Genomic DNA, 17754 nt, shown 5'->3' with positions numbered 1-17754 from the left:
CGCCGGGTCGCGCCGACCCGGGCTTCTTGCAACCCAGGTATATACCGAAGCACGTAAAGACGTGGTTGACGGGAATTTAACCGTCCGGTGGGGGATTGTGGAAAGCTCGGCAATCCAATTTCCCCTCCCTGCAAAGGGGGGAGTAAATGGCGTTACCAGTTGAACATCGTCCCGTCCTCTAGGCGGTTCACCGGCAGATAGGCGCGCTTGTATTCGTACTTCGCGGCGAGCGCTTCGTCGATGTCGACGCCGAGGCCGGGCTTGTCGCCCGGGTGCATCAGGCCGCCCGCGATCGAATAGGCGTGCGGGAAGACGTCATCGGTCTCAGGCGTGTGGCGCATATATTCCTGGATGCCGAAATTGGGCACCGACAGGCCGAAATTGAGCGCCGCGGCCATGCTCACCGGCGACAGGTCGGTCGCGCCGTGGCAGCCGGTGCGGACCTGATGGAGGTCGGCGAGGGCGGCGATGCGGCGCAGATGGGTGATCCCTCCGGCATGGACGACGGTTGCGCGGATATAGTCGATCAGCTGCTCCTCGATGAGCTGCTTGGCATCCCACACCGAATTGAAGATCTCGCCGACCGCGAGCGGGGTGGTGGTGTGCTGGCGGATCAGGCGGAAGCCGGCCTGGTTCTCGGCGGGCGTCGCGTCCTCGAGCCAGAAGAGGCGATAGGGCTCGAGATCCTTGCCGAGCCGGCCGGCCTCGATCGGGGTGAGGCGGTGGTGGACATCGTGGAGCAGATGGACGTCCCAGCCGAGCGCGTCGCGCGCCTTGTCGAACAATTCGGGGACGTGGCGGAGATATTTGGAGGTCGACCAGACCGTCTCCTCGGGAAGCGAGCCCTTGGCCGGCTCGTAATAGAAGCGCTCGCCCGATACGCCATAGGTGGCGGCGAGGCCGGGGACGCCCGACTGGAGGCGGACCGCCTTGTAGCCCTGCTCGACATATTCGTGCGCGCGCTCGATCGTCTCGGCGATGTCCGACCCGTTGGCATGGCCATAGACCATGCAGCCCTCGCGGCTCGCCCCGCCGAGCAACTGGTACACCGGCAGCCCGGCGAGCTTGCCCTTGATGTCCCACAAGGCCATGTCGACCGCGGCTATCGCGGTCATCGTCACCGGGCCGCGGCGCCAGTACGCGCCCTTGTAGAGATACTGCCAGATGTCCTCGATCCGGTGCGCATCGCGGCCGATCAGGCAGGGGATGACATGGTCCTCGAGATAGCTCGCGACAGCCAGCTCGCGTCCGTTGAGCGTCGCGTCGCCGATGCCATAGACGCCCTCGTCGGTCTCGATCTTGAGCGTCACGAAGTTGCGGCCGGGGCAAGTGACGATTACGCGTGCGGAAGTGATGCGAGGCAAGGCAGGGTCTCTCGTTTAAATTGGTCAGGCCAATATTCGCTTGTGGTGCCAGCGCTGTCAACCTAGGGTGTAACACGTGAGGGCGCGATGAAGATTACCGGCAACAAGCTGTACCAGCGCGTCGCGGCGTCGATCACCGCGGCGATCGAGGAAGGGCGTTGGGCGACCGGCACGCGGCTCCCCGGCGAGCGCGACCTCGCCGAAGAATATGGCGTCAGCCGCCCGACGATCCGCGAAGCCATGATCGCGCTCGAGATGAAGGGCTGGATCGAGGCGCGGCACGGATCGGGGCTGTATGTCACGCCGCGCGACCACGGCACCGGCCAGCCCGAGGATTCGCTCAACTTCGACATCGGCGCGTTCGACCTGACCGAGGCGCGGATCCTGTTCGAGGGCGAGGCAGTGGCACTCGCCGCGGTGTCGATCACCGACGAGCAACTCGCCGAGCTCGACGGATTGCTCGCCGAGATGGCGGCGGACGATTCGAACGAACCCTCGGTGATGGACGCCGACCATCGCTTCCACCTCGCGATCGCCAATGCGACGGGCAATGCGGCGATCCGCAGCGTGATCGAGTATCTCTGGGAGCTCCGGACGCGCTCGCCGCTCGCCGCGAATATGTTCGCGCGGGCCAAGCGCGGGGGGATTACGCCAAGGGTGGAGGAGCACCGCCCGATCGTCGCAGCGCTGCGCGCGCGCGACCCGCACGCCGCGCGCAACGCGATGCGGCGGCACTTGCGCGGGGTGGTCGACGATTTGCTAGAGGCGACCGAGCTGGAAGTGATGGAGCGCGCGCGGAACGAGCTGGATGCGCGGCGGGATAAGGTGGCGAGAAGGTTGAAGATCGGGTCGGCCTAAGGAGCGCGGACTTCCTCATTCCTTCCCCGGAGGGGGAGGGGGACCGGCGAAGCCGGTGGAGGGGTATTCTCCGCGGGCGATGACGACGATGTGACGGACGACCGCTTCCAAGTCTGACAACACGGCTTGCGCAGGTATGCGCAAGACACGGACACCTCGTTTGTAAAGCCAGTCATCGCGCGTGGAATCTCGCTGCGGCTGGTCTCCACGCGCATGCACTTCACCATCGACCTCGACGGCAAGCTTGTACGCGGGACAGAAGAAATCGAGGACATATCTGCCTGCCGGATGCTGACGGGGAAAGCGCAGTCCCGCCGGACAGGTTCGAAGAGCCTGCCACAGAAGCACCTCGGGTAGGGTCATCCGCCGGCGCAACTGCCTGGCGAAGTCTTGTGCCTTCTTCGGGACGTGGAGCATGCGGAGACTACCCCTCCACCAGCCTGCGGCTGGTCCCCCTCCCCCTCCGGGGGAGGAATGAGGAGACCACCATCCGTGCGATTTGGCAACGGTCGCTTGCATAAAGCTTGCCTGTCTGGCGGAGAGGGTGGGATTCGAACCCACGGTGAGCTTGCACCCACGGCGGTTTTCAAGACCGCTGCCTTAAACCACTCGGCCACCTCTCCGCGCAGGCCCCCGCTATCGCGGTCCGCGACGGTTCGCCACAAAATCTTGCTCGGTTGCCCAATTCCGGGGGTTCATGCCCGCGCCCGGCTGTGGCACAAAACCCGGCATGTTGGCTTTGCGTGCGATGTTCGGGAAAGCGGCGGTCTTGGCCGCGGCGGTGGTGTTGGCGGGACCGGCGGCGCCGGCAGTCGCGCAGGACGAGGCTGGGTTCCAGGCCTATCTCCAGACGCTGGCGCGGCAGGCGCGCGCGCAGGGCGTGAGCCAGCGCACGATCGACCTCGTGATGCCGGGGCTCACCTATAATGCCCGCGTCGTCGAGCTCGACCGGCAGCAGCCCGAGACGCGGCCCAATGCGCCGATCTCCAATTTCGAGCCCTATCGGGTGAAGCACGTCGATGCGGCGCGGATCGGGCAGGGGCGTGCGGCGTATCAGCGCGTGCGCTCGCGGCTCGAGCGGATCGAGCGCGAGACCGGGGTGCCGGAATCGATCATGGTGGCGATCTGGGGGCACGAAACCGCGTACGGCAAGGTGATGGGCGGGTTCGACCTGCCGCGCGCGCTCGCCAGCCTGGCCTATGAGGGGCGGCGGCGCGATCTGTTCGCGGGCGAGTTCATCGCGACGCTCAAGATGGTCGATCGCGGGGTGCCGCGCTCGAAGCTGGTCGGGAGCTGGGCGGGCGCGTTCGGCGGGCCGCAATTCCTGCCGAGCGTGTATTTGCGCCTCGCGGTGGACGGCGACGGCGACGGGATGGCCGATATCTGGACGAGCGAGCCCGACACGCTCGCCTCGATCGCGAATTATTTCGTCAATGCCGGGTGGCGCAAGGGACAGCCCTGGGGCGTCGCGGTGCGCGTGCCGCCGGGGTTCAACCGCGCGGCCGTGGCGGGGCGGACCAATCCGCCGCGCTGCCCGCGGGTCCACGAGCGCCACAGCCGGTGGAAGAGCATCGCCGAATGGCGCGCGCTGGGGATCACCCCAACCGGGCGGGCGCTGCCGGCGGACACTGTTCAGGCGACGCTGCTCGAGCCCGACGGCCCGGGAAAGACCGCGTATCTGCTCACCGGCAATTATCGCGTGATCCTCGACTATAATTGCTCGAATTTTTACGCTTTGTCGGTAGGCCTGCTCGCCGATGAAGTCGAACGCTAGCGCCATCGCTGCCCTTCTTGCCCTCGCCGGTGCCGGCGCGACGCAGGCCCTTGCCAACCAGACCGCGCCGGGCGCGGGCTATCCGGTGCCCGGCGCCGCGCCGCCGCGTGGCCAGGCTGCGGCGCCGCGGATCGAGCCGGTAGCGGAGGCCGATCCCTTCGCGGGCGTCGAGGGGCCGCGCGGCTCGTCGCAGCGCGCGCCGGGCGAGCAGCGCTACGACGAAGTAGGCTATGCCGCGGTCGAGGATCCGAGCGAGGGCGTAACCGGGGTGCATGCGACGCTGCCGGTGGGGACGCTGGTCGAAGTGACCTCGCTCGATACCGGCCGGACGATCGTGGCGCTGGTCAATGCGACCGATCCCGGGGCCGCCAAGCCGATCACGCTTTCGGCAGGCGCCGCGCGCGAACTCGGCAAGGCGGGCAGCGAGCGGCTGGCGGTGCGTGTCCGGAAGGTGGCGGCGGCGCCGGGCGACCTGCTCGCGCTGCAATCGGGGCGTCCCGCGCCGGCGCGGCCGGATACGCCGCCGGTGCTGCTCAATGCGCTTCGCAAACATCTGGGTGCGGCACCAGTGGCCGCCGCGCCGGTGCCGGTGCGTCCGAATGCGACGCGTCGGGCCGTCGCGCGCCCTGCGCCGACGCCGCCGCGCGCGGCACGGCCGGCATCGGGTTCGGGCTTTTATGTCCAGGTCGCCGCACTTTCTAACGCCGCGAACGCGCAAGCGCTTGCGCGGAGGATGGGCGGGTCCGTAAAGCAGGGCGGCGGGCTCCACCGCGTGCAGCTCGGCCCCTTCGCGACGCGAGGACAGGCGGATGCTGCGCGGGCCGGGGCCGCACGCGCGGGTTATGGGGACGCGCGCGTGATCGCCGTCAACTGAGTAACCCGGGGACCCGGACGTCATGAAGAAGCTTATCGCCGCATCGATCCTGGCCCTAGCCGTCGCTTATCCGACCACCGCGCAGAACCCGCCTTTCGACACGCCTGCGCCGATTGCGTTCCTGGAGGACCTTTCCTCCGGCGCGGTGCTCTATGCCAAGGATGCCGATCGCCGCATCCCGCCGGCATCGATGGCCAAGATGATGACGGTCTATGTCGCGTTCGACCTGATCAAGAAGGGAGAGCTCAAGCTCACCGACACTGCCGAGGTGCGCCCCGAGACCTGGAAGAAGTGGCATTCGCAGGGCTCGACGATGTTCCTTGCGGTGGGCGAGACGCCCAAGGTCGAGGATCTGCTCAACGGCATCGTCACGCTTTCGGGCAACGACGCGTGCGTCGTGCTCGCCGAGAAGATCGCCGGCACCGAAGAGGCGTTCGTCAATCTGATGAACGTCCAGGCCAAGAAGCTGGGGCTGAGCAACAGCCAGTTCGGCACCTCGAACGGCTGGCCCGACGAAGGCCGCACCTTCGTGACGGCGCGTGACTTGGCGCATCTCGCCAAGGCGACGATCCAGGATCATCCGCAGCTCTACAAGCAATTCTACAGCCGCACGTCTTACACCTGGGGCAAGACCCTGGGCGCGGGTGCCGCGATCACCCAGGGCAATCGCGATCCGCTGCTCGGCCGCGTCGCGGGCGCCGACGGGCTCAAGACCGGGCATACCGAGGAAGCGGGATACGGCTTCACCGGATCGGCCGAGCAGAATGGCCGGCGGCTGGTGATGGTCGTCGCGGGGCTGACTTCGTACAATGGCCGCGCCGAGGAATCGGTGCGCTTCATGGAATGGGGCTTCCGCTCGTGGAAGCCGCTGCCGATCGCGTCGAAGGGCAAGAAGATCGGCGATATCGAGGTGCAGGGCGGTGGATCGAGCACCGTGGGCGTGGTTGCGCCGCGCGATCTCAACGCGACGGTGCCGGCGGGAACGTCGCCCAAGATGACCGGCAAGCTCGTCTATCTCGGCCCGGTGAAGGCGCCGATCAAGGCGGGGCAGCATGTCGCCGACCTGATCGTCGAGACGCCGGGTATGCCGACCCAGACGCTGCCGGTGGTGGCGGATGCCGACGTCGGCGAGGCGGGGTTCTTCCGCCGCGTGTGGCTGGGGCTGACGACGCTGTTCGGCTAATCTAAACCCCTCCCTGCTTGCAGGGCGGGGCAGGGGGTGGGTGCGTGGGTCTGCGCGCTCAAAAGCTCTCCCGCCAAGCATCCAAGCGCCGGCCGAGGCATCGAGCCTCGCCCGGCGCTGAACCCACCCCTTGCCCCTCCCTTTCAGGGAGGGGATAGAAGGTATGATGGCTCTGATCGGCAACCAACCAGCCCGCGATGCCCTCGCCGCTGCAATGGCCAGCGGCGTGCTGCACCATGCTTGGCTGATCGCCGGGCCCGAGGGGGTGGGGAAGGGGGCGTTCGCGCGTCAGGCGGCGGCACGGATGCTTGCCGAGGCGAGCGAGCCGCAGAAGCTTAGCCCGGGCTGGGACGTACCCGAGACCGCTCAGACCGCGCATCTGATCGCGGCGGGCGCGCATCCCGATTATCGCGAGCTGGTGCGGCTGCCCAAGGATGCCGCCAAGCCCGACGAAGCGCTGGCGCGGTCGATCACCATCGCGCAGGTGCGCAGCCTCCAGCCCTTGTTTGCGACCAAGCCATCGCTGAGCAGCCGCCGGGTGATCGTGATCGATTCGATCGACGATCTGGAGCGCGGCGGCGCCAATGCGCTGTTGAAGAATCTCGAGGAGCCGCCGGCGGGGACGATCTTCCTGCTGGTCAGCCACGCGCCGGGGCAGCTTCTGCCGACGATCCGTTCGCGCTGCCGGTTGCTGCGCTTCGATGCGCTGGCTTCCGACCAGGTCGCATCGATCCTGCGCGTCGAGCTCCCCGAGGCGAGCGCGAGCGAGATCGAAGCGCTGGTGCGCGCGGGCGAGGGTTCGCCAGGACGGGCACTGGGTTTTGCCGGACTGGACCTGGCGGCGCTCGAGGGCGACATGGCGGCATTGGCGGAGACCGGCGATCCGTCCAATGCCGTGCGTTCTCGGCTCGCCAAGCTGCTCGGGCCAAAGGCTGCGCAGCCGCGGTACGAAGCTTTCCTCCAGCGCTCGCCGAGCTTCATCGCCGAGCGCGCGCGGACGCGATCGGGCGAGGGGCTGCGCGTCGCGATCGACGCCTATGCCGAGGCGCGAGAGCTGGCCGGCGCGGCGACCGGACTGTCGCTCGATGCCGGCGCGACGGTATTCGAGATGTCGGGTTTGATCGCGAGACTGTCGCCACGGTGATTGGTTGACGTTCACGTAAAGGGAAGGTATAGAGCCAGGAATGCCTACTGCCTTTCCCGACGAGGCCCTGGCGCCTATCGAGCCGCGTCCTGAGAAGGACGCCTTCTCCATCTCAGACCTGTGCGCCGAATTCGCGGTCACCCCGCGCGCGCTGCGCTTCTACGAGGATGAAGGGCTGATCGCCCCCGAGCGACGCGGCACCCAGCGGATCTATTCGCACGCCGATCGCGCGCGGATCGCGTGGATCCTGCGGGGCAAGCGCGTCGGTTTCAGCCTGGCCGAGATCAAGGAGATGATCGATCTCTATGACGTCGGCGACGGCCGGCAGGTGCAGAAGCAGGTGACGCTAGAGCGTTGCCGCGACCGCATCGAGCTGCTCGAGAACCAGAAGCGCGACATCGACGCGCACATCATCGAGCTCCAGCAATTCATACAGCTGCTAGAAGGCAGCGACGCGCACTGAGGAACCTGACATGCCGCAATATACGCCCCCGGTGCGCGATACGCGCTTCATCCTCGATTCGGTGATCGGGCTCGATCGCTACGCCAATCTGCCCGGTTTCCAGAATGCGACGCCCGACGTGGTCGAGGCGGTGCTCGACCAGGGCGGCCAGTTCGTCGCCGATGTGCTGTTCCCGCTCAACCATTCGGGCGACCAGCAGGGGTGCACGCGCCATGACGACGGCAGCGTCACCACGCCCGACGGGTTCAAGGAAGCGTACAACGCCTTCGTTGAGAGCGGCTGGGGTACGCTGAGCGCGCCGGCCGAGTTTGGCGGGCAGGAGATGCCGCACGTCGTCTCGACGGCGTTCCAGGAGTTCATGATCTCGGCCAACATGGCGTTCGCGATGTATCCGGGGCTGACCCACGGCGCGATCGCGGCGCTCCTCGCCAAGGGCTCCGAGGAGCAGAAGGCCAAGTATGTCCCCAAGATGGTCTCGGGCGAATGGGGCGGCACGATGAACCTCACCGAGCCGCATTGCGGCACCGATCTGGGCCTCATTAAGACCAAGGCCGAGCCGCAGGCCGATGGCTCGTACAGCATCACCGGCACCAAGATCTTCATCTCGTCCGGCGAGCACGACCTGACGAGCAACATCATCCATCTGGTGCTGGCCAAGACGCCGGGGGCCCCCGAGAGCAGCAAGGGCATCTCGCTGTTCGTGGTGCCCAAGTTCTTCGTGGGTGACGACGGATCGCTCGGCGAGCGCAACGCGGTGTCGTGCGGCTCGATCGAGCACAAGATGGGCATCCACGCCAATTCGACGTGCGTGATGAACTATGACGGCGCGATCGGCTGGCTGGTCGGCGACGAGATGAAGGGTCTCGCGGCGATGTTCATCATGATGAACGCGGCGCGATTGGGCGTGGGGCTCCAGGGGCTGGCAGTCGGCGAGACGGCGTATCAGAACGCCGTCCAGTACGCGCACGACCGCCGCCAGGGCCGCGCGCTGACCGGGCCGGCCGAGCCGCAGGAAAAGGCCGACACGCTGTTCGTCCATCCTGACGTGCGCCGGATGCTGATGGAAGCAAAGGCGCAGACCGAGGGGCTGCGCGCGCTGTGCCTGTGGGGCGCGCTCCAGGTCGATCTCGAGCACGCCGCGCCGAGCGAGGAGGAGCGCCAGCTTGCATCCGACCTGATCGGCTTGCTCACCCCGGTGATCAAGGGCGTCGGCACCGATATCGGCTACAAGGTCGCGACCGACGCGCAGCAGGTCTATGGCGGGCATGGCTACATCGCCGAATGGGGCATGGAGCAATATGTTCGCGATGCGCGGATCTCGATGATCTACGAGGGCACCAACGGCGTCCAGGCGATGGATCTGGTCGGGCGGAAACTCGCGCAGAATGGCGGCCGTGCAGTGCAGGCTTTCTTCAGGCTAGTGGGCGAGGAAGTCGCCGCCGCCAAAAGTAACGAGGCGCTTAAGAGCTTTGCCGAGGGGCTGGAGAAGGCACTGGGGCATCTCCAGGGCGCGACGATGTGGCTCGCGGCAAACGGCTTCCAGAACCCCAACCATGTCGGCGCGGGGGCATACCCCTATATGCAGCTCACCGGGACGGTGGCACTGGGGCTGATGTGGCTGCGCATGGCCAAGGCGGCAAGCGAAGCGCTGGCGGTGGGCGGCGACAACGCTAGGTTCCTCGAAGCCAAGCTGGTCACCGCGCGCTTCTATGCCGAGCGCTTCCTGCCTGAAGCTGGCGGACTGCGCCGGAAGATCGAGGCGGGCAGCGACGCCGTGATGGCGCTCGATCCAGAGATGTTCCGCGCCGCCTGATCGGGCTTGAGCGCAGCGGGACGGCATAGCATGGTCGGGCGATGAGCCTGACCATCGCCCTTCAGAATATCGAGCGCGGCCAGCTGCGCGTGATGCATGTCCGCGGGGCGATTTCCGCGCTGGCCCTGATCGTTGCTGCGCTGATCGTCGAGATCGTGTTTGGCGACGCGTTGCCGGTGCGCGGCGTGCTGGGTGGGGTGGCGTTGCTGCTGGGGATCTGGCTCGCGGTGATCGCGCCGCCGCGGCGGTGGCGGCATTGGCGCTATGCGTTCACCGGGACCGAGCTGCATGTCGCGCATGGCTGGTGGACCCAGGTCCATACGATCGTACCAGTGCTGCGCGTCCAGCATATCGACGTGGCGCAGGGGCCGCTGGAGCGCAATTTCGGGGTGGCGCGGCTGGTGCTGCACACTGCCGGCTCGGACAATACGATCGTGACGCTGCCGGGAATCACGCGCGAGACGGCGGAAGAGATTCGCGACGCGATTCGCGCCCGGATCGGCAGCGCCGCGTGAGCGAGGAGGCGCCGCGCCGGGTGCATCCGGTGACCATGTTGATCGGCGCGCTCAAAACGGGGCCGTCCACGCTGCTGATGATCCCCGCGCTATATGCTGCCGGGACGAGGTTCGGGCTGCTGGTCAGCGCCGCGTTGATCTTGGCCGGGCTGGCTACGCTCGCGGCGATCGCCTGGCTGAACTGGTGGTTCGCGACCTATCGGCTGACTGACGATGCCTTTGTAATCGAAAGCGGCGTGCTCCACCGCAGCCGGCGAGAGATCCCGCTCGAGCGGGTGCAGGACGTTTCGTTCGAGCAGAAGCCGCTGGCGCGGCTGCTCGGGCTCGCGCTGGTCAAGATCGAGACCGGCGGCGGCGGCGAGGACGAGGCGGTGCTCGACAGCGTGACCCTAGCCGAGGCGCAGCGGCTGCGGCTGGCGCTGCGGCGATTGCCGGCGGCCGCCAGCGAGGATGAGGAACCCGCGGGGCGGACCGTGTTCGCGATGTCGCCGGGCCGGGTACTGCTCCAGGGGCTGTTCGGCTTCTCGCTGGTATGGATCGCGGGCATTTTCGCGGTGCTGCAGACAGTCGACCAGGCAATCGAGCTCGACTGGCGCGAATTGTTTGGCGCTGCGCGGAGCGAAGTCGCGAGCCACTTCACGATCGGTGCGGCACTGGCGGTGCTCGCGGCGGCGCTGGCGCTCGGGGTGGTCGCGGGCGTGGGGCGCACCTTCGTGCGGGACTATGGTTTCCGGCTCGACGAGCGCGGCGGGCGGTTCCGGCGCATTCGCGGGCTGCTGACGCGTAGCGAAGTGGTGATCGTCAAGGATCGCGTGCAACTCGCGCTGGTCCATCGCGCGCCGGTGCGCGGGCGGTTCGGCTGGCATAGCCTCGAGATGCAGACGCTCGGCGGCAGCGACGATGCCGGTGGCCGGCAAGCGATGGCGCCGTTCGCGCGCGCCGAGGAAGTGGCCCGGGTGGTCGATGCCGCGGGGTTGCCGCGCTTTGAGGCGGATGCGCTGACGTCGGTGTGGCGGGGGCATGTGCTGCGCTGTGCGCTGCGACACGGTGTGCCGGTGCTCGTCGTGTTCGCCGTCGCCGGGTTCTTCGTGCCGCTGCTGTGGCTCGGGCTTGCGCTGGCGCCGGTCCCGGCCGGTATCGCGTTGCTCCAGCGGCGCCATCATCGCTATGGGCTGCGCGCGACCAGCCTGCAGGTGACGCGCGGGGTGCTATCGCAGCGCGACTGGATCGTGCCCTATCCCGCGGTGCAGGTCGTCGCAGTACGGCGGAGCTGGCTCCAGCGACGGTTGGGGCTGGCGACGGTGCTGGTCGATACGGCGGGCGGGAGCGGCTGGGCAAGGCCCGACATCGCCGATGTCGCCGAACCAATCGCGTTCGAGGTTGCGCAGGCGCTCGCTATTTGCCCGGCGTCGGGGTCGGCGAGGGCGTCGGCAACGGCTTGACCGCCGGAAGCGTCAGGGTGACAGGGCGGACCGGCGCCGCGGTGTCGGTCTTGCGGCGCACGCCGGTGAGGACGGGCGCGCCGGCCTTGGCATCGGGCAGTGGCGACGCGAGCGGTGCCGGCGCTGCGGCGGCCGGCGGCTGGACGCGCATGCACTGGATCGGGCTGGGGCGCTTATACTGCTGGCAGTTCCACAGCGCCTTGGCATAGCCCTGGGCCTGATCGCGCAGATAGCTGAACGAGAGCGCTGCGGTCTGCGGGGGGGTGGCGGGGAGCTTGGCGGGCTTCTGCGCCGGATCGGTCCACGCCATGAACTTGCAGTAGAGCCGCTCGCCGCAGGTCTTGATCGCCAGCGCGGCGAAGGCGTCGGGGTTCATTTTCCGGTCGAGCACGACGAGGAAATGGTTGGCGTCGAGCCCGGTGCCGACCGGGTCGGGCACCGCCTTGTCGGGGATCGTCGCCGGATCGATCAGCGAGCCGTCGCCTTGAAGCGCGGTTTCGAGCGGGTTGGTCTTGTCGCCGACATGGACGGGCGAGAGGCGGGCCATCTGGGGCACGTTGGGCTCGACCCCGGCATAGCCGCGCGTGAAGGCGGGGGGCGTGCCCCACCAGCCGGTCCAGCGGAAGAACAAATGCGTGTCGACCGCGGTGATCTTCTCGAGGCTCGCGCTCCAATAGGGGACGACCCAATTGGTGTGGTAGTGCGTGGCGTGGCCGACCGGGCGATAGACGCTGCCGGTGAGCGCCAGTCGGGCGACGTCGCGCGCGCGCTGCCAGGCGGCGGCGCTCGGCGTGTAGCGGAGCATCGCGCCGTCGCAGGTGAAAGTGAACTGGCAGCCGGTGCTGCGCTCCGAGCCCTGGAACACCACGCCGCAGATCGTCTTGGGGAAGGCGGGGTGGCGCATCCGGTTGAGGATGACTTGATCGACTGCGCGCTGGCCCTTGGCATCGTCGCCCGCCTCGTAATAGCCGGCGGCGGCGAGGCAATCGATCGCGCGCGCCTGGCTGTCTGCGGCGCCCGAGAGGTTAAAGGCGCGGGCGGCGGGGTTAGGCAATGTTGAGAAGGGGATCGACGCGTTGATTTCGCGGGCGTCGTCGGGCGTCACGGCCTGGAGCTTGATCGGCTCGACCGGGGGGAGTTCCTGCTTGGGCACGACGCGCTTCGAGATCACCACCGGCGCGCGATTATGCACGACGACGCGGGGCGCGGTGGCGACCAGCAGCACGGGAATGGCGATCGCGGCGAGCGCGAACAGCGCGAGGAGAATCTTGAGCCACGGCGCCAAGGGGGCAGCCGGCACCGCTATCGGTGCATCGGGACGCATCAGCATGGCGTGAGGGTCCGTTCAGCCCAGCCGCGCGCGGCAGCGCGGGGAAATCGAGGAGGACGGACGTGCGGACAAAAGAGCTGCTCCAATCGCGGGGTCGCCGCCCATAACGCAGCAGGGGCCGATTTGGAACCATTGCGACGCCGAAACGCCGCTGGGAAGGGATGGTCGGGGCAAGTCCCCTCCCTGCTTGCAGGGAGGGGTAGGGGTGGTTTCAGCGTCGGGCAGGGCTCGACTCCCAGACCAGCGCTTCGGTGCTGGGCGACGAGTCTCTTGGGCGCGCAGACGCGCGCACCCACCCCCGACCCCTCCCTTTCAGGGAGGGGAGTTTTTTGCGATCAGCTCTCCGGCAGGAAGTCCGGGACGCTGAGATACCGCTCGCCGGTGTCGTAGTTGAAGCCCAGCACGCGAGCGTTGTCGGGCAAATCGGGCAGCTTCTGGAGGATCGCGGCGAGCGTGGCGCCCGACGAGATGCCGACGAGCAGGCCCTCTTCGCGTGCGGCGCGGCGCGCCATGTCCTTCGCGACGCCGGCATCGACCTTGATCACGCCGTCGATCGCGTCGGTGTGGAGGTTGCGCGGCACGAAGCCGGCGCCGATGCCCTGGATCGGGTGCGGGCCCGGGGTACCGCCCGAAATCACCGGCGAAAGCTCGGGCTCGACGGCATAGACCTTGAGGTTGGGCCAGCTCTTCTTGAGCGTCTCCGCGACGCCGGTGATGTGGCCGCCGGTGCCGACGCCGGTGATCACCACGTCGATCGGGCTATCCGCGAAATCGTTCAGGATTTCCTGGGAGGTGGTGCGAACATGGATGTCGATGTTCGCGGGGTTTTCGAACTGCTGCGGCATCCAGGCGCCTTCGGTCGATTCGACGATTTCCATCGCGCGCTCGATCGAGCCCTTCATTCCCTTCTCGCGCGGGGTAAGGTCGAAGCTCGCGCCATAGGCCAGCATCAGCCGGCGGCGCTCGAGGCTCATGCTCTCGGGCATCACCAGGATCAGCTTGTAGCCCTTGACCGCGGCGACCATCGCCAGGCCGACGCCGGTATTGCCGCTGGTCGGCTCGACGATCGTCCCGCCGGGCTTGAGATCACCCGAAGCCTCGGCCGCCTCGACCATCGCCAGCGCGATGCGGTCCTTGATCGAGCCGCCCGGGTTCGAGCGCTCGGACTTGATCCACACCTCAGTGCCCGGGAACAGTTTCTGCACGCGGATGTGCGGGGTGTTGCCGATCGTCTCGAGGATCGTGTTCGCCTTCATGTCGTCATCTCCTTGGGAGGCACTTCGAGATTGGCCGGAGGATCGAAGGTGCGAGCCCGCCTCAACTCGGGGAATAGCTTGGCCCATAGTAACGTGACAAGCACTGCTCCGATCCCGCCGCCGATCACCGCGGCGACCGGGCCGATCGCTGCGGCGAGGAAGCCGGACTCGGCTTCGCCTAGTTCGTTCGATCCCGAGATGAACAGGGTCGAGACCGCGCCGACGCGGCCGCGCATCTGATCGGGGGTGTAGAGCTGGATCAGCGACTGACGGACATAGACCGAGACCATGTCGGCGGCGCCGAGCACGAACAGGGCGACGAGCGAGAGCAGTACCGCGGGGGCGAAATCGCTGCCGATCGCGCCGGGACCGATCAGGCTGGTGAAGAAGGGAGCGGAGGCGCCGAACACGACCGTCGCCAGCCCGAACACCGCGACGGCGATCAGCATCTTCATGCCGACCTCGGTCTTGAGCGGGCGCCATGAGAAGAACAGCCCGACGAGCACTGCGCCGAGTGCGGGGGCGGCGCGGAGGTGGCCGAGGCCCTCCGAGCCGACCTGGAGGATATCGCGCGCATAGACCGGGAGCATCGCCGTCGCGCCGCCGAGCAGGACGGCGAACAGGTCGAGCGAGATCGCGCCGAGGACGAGGCGGTTGCGCCGGACATAGTGAAGCCCGTCGATCATTTGCGCCCAGGGGCTTCCCGTGAACTTGGTGCTGGTGCGTGGCACCGGCGAGATCAGCAGCAGCATGCAGAGCGCGAGGCCGAACAGTCCCGCGGCGGTGAAATAGGGCACCGAGGGGCCAGCCGCGTAGAGATAACCTCCCATTGCCGGGCCGATCACCGTGCCGATCTGCCAGGCGGTCGAACTCAACGCGATCGCGGTGGGCAGGCTTTCCTTGGGGACGAGGTTGGGCGCCAAGGCGCCGAGCGCCGGTCCGGCAAAGGCGCGCGCGACGCCGAGCAGCGCGGCGATGCCGAACAAGGCGGGCAGGGTGATCGTGTCGGTATAGGTGAGCGTGGCGAGGCTGAGCGCGCAGCCGACTTCGAGGCTGACGGCGCAGCGCGCGATCCAGCGCCGGTCGATGCGGTCGGCGAGCCAGCCGGCGAACAGCGACAAGCAGAGCAACGGCAGGAACTGCGCTACGCCGATCAGCCCGAGCTGGAATGCGGCTTCCTTGATCGTCATCGTCTCGCGGGCGATGTCATAGACCTGCCAGCCGATGACGATGACCATCGCCATCTGGGCAAGCGTCGCCGAGAAGCGCGCCACCCAATAGGCGCGGAAATTGGCGACTGCGAAGGGGTGGACGGTCATGCCAGGCTCTTGGCGCGTCGCGGGGCGCGCCGCAACGGCGAATCCGCCGCTGCTCGCGGGGCGGAACCCGCGCGGGCCATGAAGGTTCTTACGCCACCGTAATCAGCCGAACAGGAGATGGTCGATGGGCAAGGGCATATTGTTGTGGCTGCTGGGAATTCCGCTGCCGATCATCATCCTGCTGCTGCTGTTCTGGCGCTGAGGCACCCTCTCAGCGCGGAAGCTTGGTCCCCTTGAACAATACCCCGCGGATCTCCCAGGCCTCGGCGGCGTAGCTCTCGCGGGTGGGGCCGCCCCGGGTGCCGTCGGGCTGGACGGGGAGGAGTGGGACGATCTCGGCCGCTTCCTCGTCGATCCGCGCACGGATCCGCTGCATCAGCTGCGTTACCGCACGCCCATAGGTGTCCCACTGCGCCGCGGGATGCGCATCGGTCCAGCGGGCGACATGCTCGCGAAACTCGCGCATCAACGTCGCGGTCTCGACGCTCGCGCGTGCCGCGGCCCGCTGCGCATGGTCGCGGCGGTCGTTCATCATCGGACCATAAACGGTCGATTCCATCTTGGCGAAGTGGAGCAGCAGGTCACGCGTGAAGCACCACCGGCGATCGGCGAAATTGTCGTTCTGCGCAGGCGGGGGCCCCTCCGAGAAGCGCTCGACGGACTCCACGTTGGCAAGGATACGCATGTGTTGGGCAAGCAGACGGTCGACGGACATTCGGGGGGGTGTTCTCCTCGCTCCCCTCTGCCCCAGACGTAGCTGATCCGCGGTAAATCGGCGGCTCCGGTGAAGGCCGTAATGGTGTTGGTACGGAAGTTGGAGCAGCCGAAACCGCAGGGCTGATGCAGGTTAGTGTGGCGCGGCGCGCTTGCTATATGCAGGTGAATGCTAACGTCATTCTGTGGAACGATTTTTTCAAGAAGGGCCATGTCGGGGGAATGCAGGCGGGGGGTGCCGCTCTAGCGAGAATGGACGGCGGCGCGATGGGCATCGCGGTGCGCGAGTTCGCGTGGGAGAAGACGGCGCTCGGTCCCGCCGGGCAATGGCCGCCCGAGCTTCACTCCGCGGTGGCGCTGGTGATCGAATCGCGTTTCCCGATGGCACTGGTCTGGGGCCACGAACGGGTGACGATCCACAACGACTCCTTTCGCGCGATCCTCGGCGGCAAGCCCGCGGCGCTCGGCCGAGGGTTCGACACGGTCTGGGCGGAGGCGTGGGATGCGATCGGCCCGCTGGTCGGGCAGGCCTATGCGGGGATCCCGAGCTTCTTCGAGAACTTCCCGCTTGAGGTCGATCGCGGCAACGGGCCGGAGCGGGCATGGTTCACTTTCTGCTTCTCGCCGCTCAGGCGCGCCGACGGCACCATATGCGGGATGATCGACACGGTGATCGAAGTTACCGACGCGGTACGCGCACGCGAAGCGGCGGAAGTGATGCGCGACGAGCTGGCGCACCGGCTCAAGAACACGATGGCGATGGTCCAGTCGCTCGCCAGCCGGACGCTGCGCGGGGTTACCGAGAAGGACGCGGTGAAGGCATTCGAGAAGCGTGTCGTCGCGCTGGGGCATGCGCATGACGTGCTGGGCCGCGGCGGATGGCAGAGCGCCTCGCTGGCTGAGCTCGCCGACGGGCTGCTCGCAATGCATGGCGAGCGGTTTGACGTGAAGGGCCCCGAAGTCGCACTCGGGGCCTCGGCCAGCGTCCGGCTCGCGCTGGTGCTCCACGAATTGGCGACCAACGCCGCCAAATATGGCGCGCTCTCGGCCGAGGCGGGGCGCGTCGCGCTGCACTGGCGTGTCGAGCCCGGCGGGCGGGGCGACGAGCTGGTGGTGTGCTGGCGCGAATATGACGGGCCGGCAGTATCCGAGCCGGCGCACACCGGGTTCGGGACCCGGCTGATCGACATGGGGCTGATCGGCACCGGCAGCGTCGCGCGGCGCTATCCGGCGAGCGGAGTCGAAGTTGATCTGCGGGTGCCGGTCGCCGATCTGGCGGAGCGCTGACCCGCATCCGTATCTGCACACTCTTGCTGCACTGCGGCGGAAGGCGTATCCGGCCGCGATGTCCTCTAGCCCCAACGAAGCCCAGCCCGCTACGGCGGTCGCCCTGCCGATCCTGTTCGAAGCGATCGTCCACACCAAATGCGTCGAAGCGACGTACAATGGCGGGCATGTGCTGCTCGCGCCGCATGTCGCGTTCACCCGCCACGGCGAGGTCTATGTCGGCGCCACCACGATCGAGCGCGACGGCGTGCCGCCGCGCGAGGAGAAACTCGGGCTGTTCAAGCTCGTCGGGCTGGCCGGTTTCGCGCTGACCGACCGCACCTTCATCCCCAGCAGCGTGTTCGACCCCAAGGACGCACGCTTTGCGGCCGAGACCATGATCGCGGTGGAAACCCGCCAGGCCTGATCCCGGCCGCAG

General features: G+C 67.7%; 17 protein-coding genes and 1 tRNA gene. 11 read left to right on the top strand and 7 right to left on the bottom strand.

Features of this window, described 5'->3' with window-relative positions; translation table 11 throughout:
• Window positions 1-152: 152 nt before the first annotated feature.
• Window positions 153-1364 carry a D-mannonate dehydratase ManD gene (gene manD, locus RZN05_RS07175; RefSeq protein ID WP_317225933.1) on the bottom strand — a complete coding sequence of 404 codons (1212 nt, stop codon included), beginning with the start codon at window positions 1362-1364 and terminating at the stop codon, window positions 153-155.
• Window positions 1365-1451: 87 nt separating this feature from the next.
• Here manD and RZN05_RS07170 point away from each other — a divergent pair, with 87 nt between their 5' ends.
• Entirely contained in the window at window positions 1452-2222 is a 771-nt protein-coding gene (locus RZN05_RS07170) for a FadR/GntR family transcriptional regulator (protein ID WP_317225932.1), read from the top strand.
• 15 nt (window positions 2223-2237) lie between these two features.
• On the opposite strand, the gene RZN05_RS07165 is transcribed toward RZN05_RS07170, so the two are convergent.
• Entirely contained in the window at window positions 2238-2639 is a 402-nt protein-coding gene (locus RZN05_RS07165; RefSeq protein ID WP_317225931.1) for an endonuclease domain-containing protein, read from the bottom strand.
• A gap of 116 nt (window positions 2640-2755) precedes the next feature.
• Window positions 2756-2845: transfer RNA gene (locus RZN05_RS07160), tRNA-Ser, on the bottom strand.
• A gap of 125 nt (window positions 2846-2970) precedes the next feature.
• Between RZN05_RS07160 and RZN05_RS07155 the strand changes: the two genes are divergently transcribed.
• From RZN05_RS07155 to RZN05_RS07120, 8 genes are all read left to right on the top strand, one after another.
• Window positions 2971-3996: a lytic murein transglycosylase gene (locus tag RZN05_RS07155; RefSeq protein WP_394804817.1), complete on the top strand. Its 1026-nt coding sequence runs from the start codon at window positions 2971-2973 to the stop codon at window positions 3994-3996.
• Entirely contained in the window at window positions 3980-4870 is an 891-nt protein-coding gene (locus RZN05_RS07150) for an SPOR domain-containing protein (protein ID WP_317225929.1), read from the top strand. The genes RZN05_RS07155 and RZN05_RS07150 overlap by 17 nt, the downstream gene beginning before the upstream one ends.
• A 22-nt stretch (window positions 4871-4892) precedes the next feature.
• Window positions 4893-6053: a D-alanyl-D-alanine carboxypeptidase family protein gene (locus RZN05_RS07145; RefSeq protein WP_317225928.1), complete on the top strand. Its 1161-nt coding sequence runs from the start codon at window positions 4893-4895 to the stop codon at window positions 6051-6053.
• A 163-nt stretch (window positions 6054-6216) separates the two neighbouring features.
• On the top strand, window positions 6217-7197 hold the full coding sequence (locus RZN05_RS07140) for an AAA family ATPase (protein WP_317225927.1): 981 nt from the start codon (window positions 6217-6219) through the stop codon (window positions 7195-7197).
• Window positions 7198-7237: 40 nt separating this feature from the next.
• Window positions 7238-7660 carry a MerR family transcriptional regulator gene (locus RZN05_RS07135; RefSeq protein ID WP_317225926.1) on the top strand — a complete coding sequence of 141 codons (423 nt, stop codon included), beginning with the start codon at window positions 7238-7240 and terminating at the stop codon, window positions 7658-7660.
• A 10-nt stretch (window positions 7661-7670) separates the two neighbouring features.
• On the top strand, window positions 7671-9473 hold the full coding sequence (locus RZN05_RS07130) for an acyl-CoA dehydrogenase C-terminal domain-containing protein (RefSeq protein ID WP_317225925.1): 1803 nt from the start codon (window positions 7671-7673) through the stop codon (window positions 9471-9473).
• Window positions 9474-9514: 41 nt separating this feature from the next.
• Window positions 9515-9988: a PH domain-containing protein gene (locus tag RZN05_RS07125; protein ID WP_317225924.1), complete on the top strand. Its 474-nt coding sequence runs from the start codon at window positions 9515-9517 to the stop codon at window positions 9986-9988.
• A complete protein-coding gene (locus RZN05_RS07120; protein ID WP_317225923.1) occupies window positions 9985-11430 on the top strand; it encodes a PH domain-containing protein in 1446 nt (481 codons plus the stop codon). The genes RZN05_RS07125 and RZN05_RS07120 overlap by 4 nt, the downstream gene beginning before the upstream one ends.
• Here RZN05_RS07120 and RZN05_RS07115 read toward each other — a convergent pair.
• The 4 genes from RZN05_RS07115 to RZN05_RS07100 form a co-directional block, all read right to left on the bottom strand.
• Window positions 11384-12760: a cell wall hydrolase gene (locus RZN05_RS07115; RefSeq protein ID WP_317225922.1), complete on the bottom strand. Its 1377-nt coding sequence runs from the start codon at window positions 12758-12760 to the stop codon at window positions 11384-11386. The two genes, RZN05_RS07120 and RZN05_RS07115, sit on opposite strands and share 47 nt — an antisense overlap.
• A gap of 335 nt (window positions 12761-13095) precedes the next feature.
• Window positions 13096-14016 carry a cysteine synthase A gene (gene cysK, locus RZN05_RS07110; protein WP_317225921.1) on the bottom strand — a complete coding sequence of 307 codons (921 nt, stop codon included), beginning with the start codon at window positions 14014-14016 and terminating at the stop codon, window positions 13096-13098.
• Window positions 14013-15335: an MFS transporter gene (locus tag RZN05_RS07105; protein WP_317225920.1), complete on the bottom strand. Its 1323-nt coding sequence runs from the start codon at window positions 15333-15335 to the stop codon at window positions 14013-14015. Before RZN05_RS07105 ends, cysK begins: the two co-directional genes overlap by 4 nt.
• Window positions 15336-15546: 211 nt before the next feature.
• Window positions 15547-16050: a hemerythrin domain-containing protein gene (locus RZN05_RS07100; protein ID WP_317225919.1), complete on the bottom strand. Its 504-nt coding sequence runs from the start codon at window positions 16048-16050 to the stop codon at window positions 15547-15549.
• A gap of 158 nt (window positions 16051-16208) precedes the next feature.
• On the opposite strand from RZN05_RS07100, the gene RZN05_RS07095 reads away from it, so the two are divergent.
• Both RZN05_RS07095 and RZN05_RS07090 read left to right on the top strand, forming a co-directional pair.
• On the top strand, window positions 16209-17336 hold the full coding sequence (locus RZN05_RS07095) for a sensor histidine kinase (RefSeq protein ID WP_317225918.1): 1128 nt from the start codon (window positions 16209-16211) through the stop codon (window positions 17334-17336).
• Between the two features lie 58 nt (window positions 17337-17394).
• Window positions 17395-17742, top strand: a complete 348-nt coding sequence (locus RZN05_RS07090) for a hypothetical protein (RefSeq protein ID WP_317225917.1) — start codon at window positions 17395-17397, stop codon at window positions 17740-17742.
• The last annotated feature ends 12 nt before the right edge of the window (window positions 17743-17754 follow it).

This window comes from Sphingomonas sp. HF-S4, assembly GCF_032911445.1.
In the GTDB taxonomy this organism is placed as follows: Bacteria; Pseudomonadota; Alphaproteobacteria; order Sphingomonadales; family Sphingomonadaceae; genus Sphingomonas; species Sphingomonas agrestis.
Note: the sequence above shows the minus strand (reverse complement) of the source record. Positions and strands in the feature narration are given on the sequence as shown.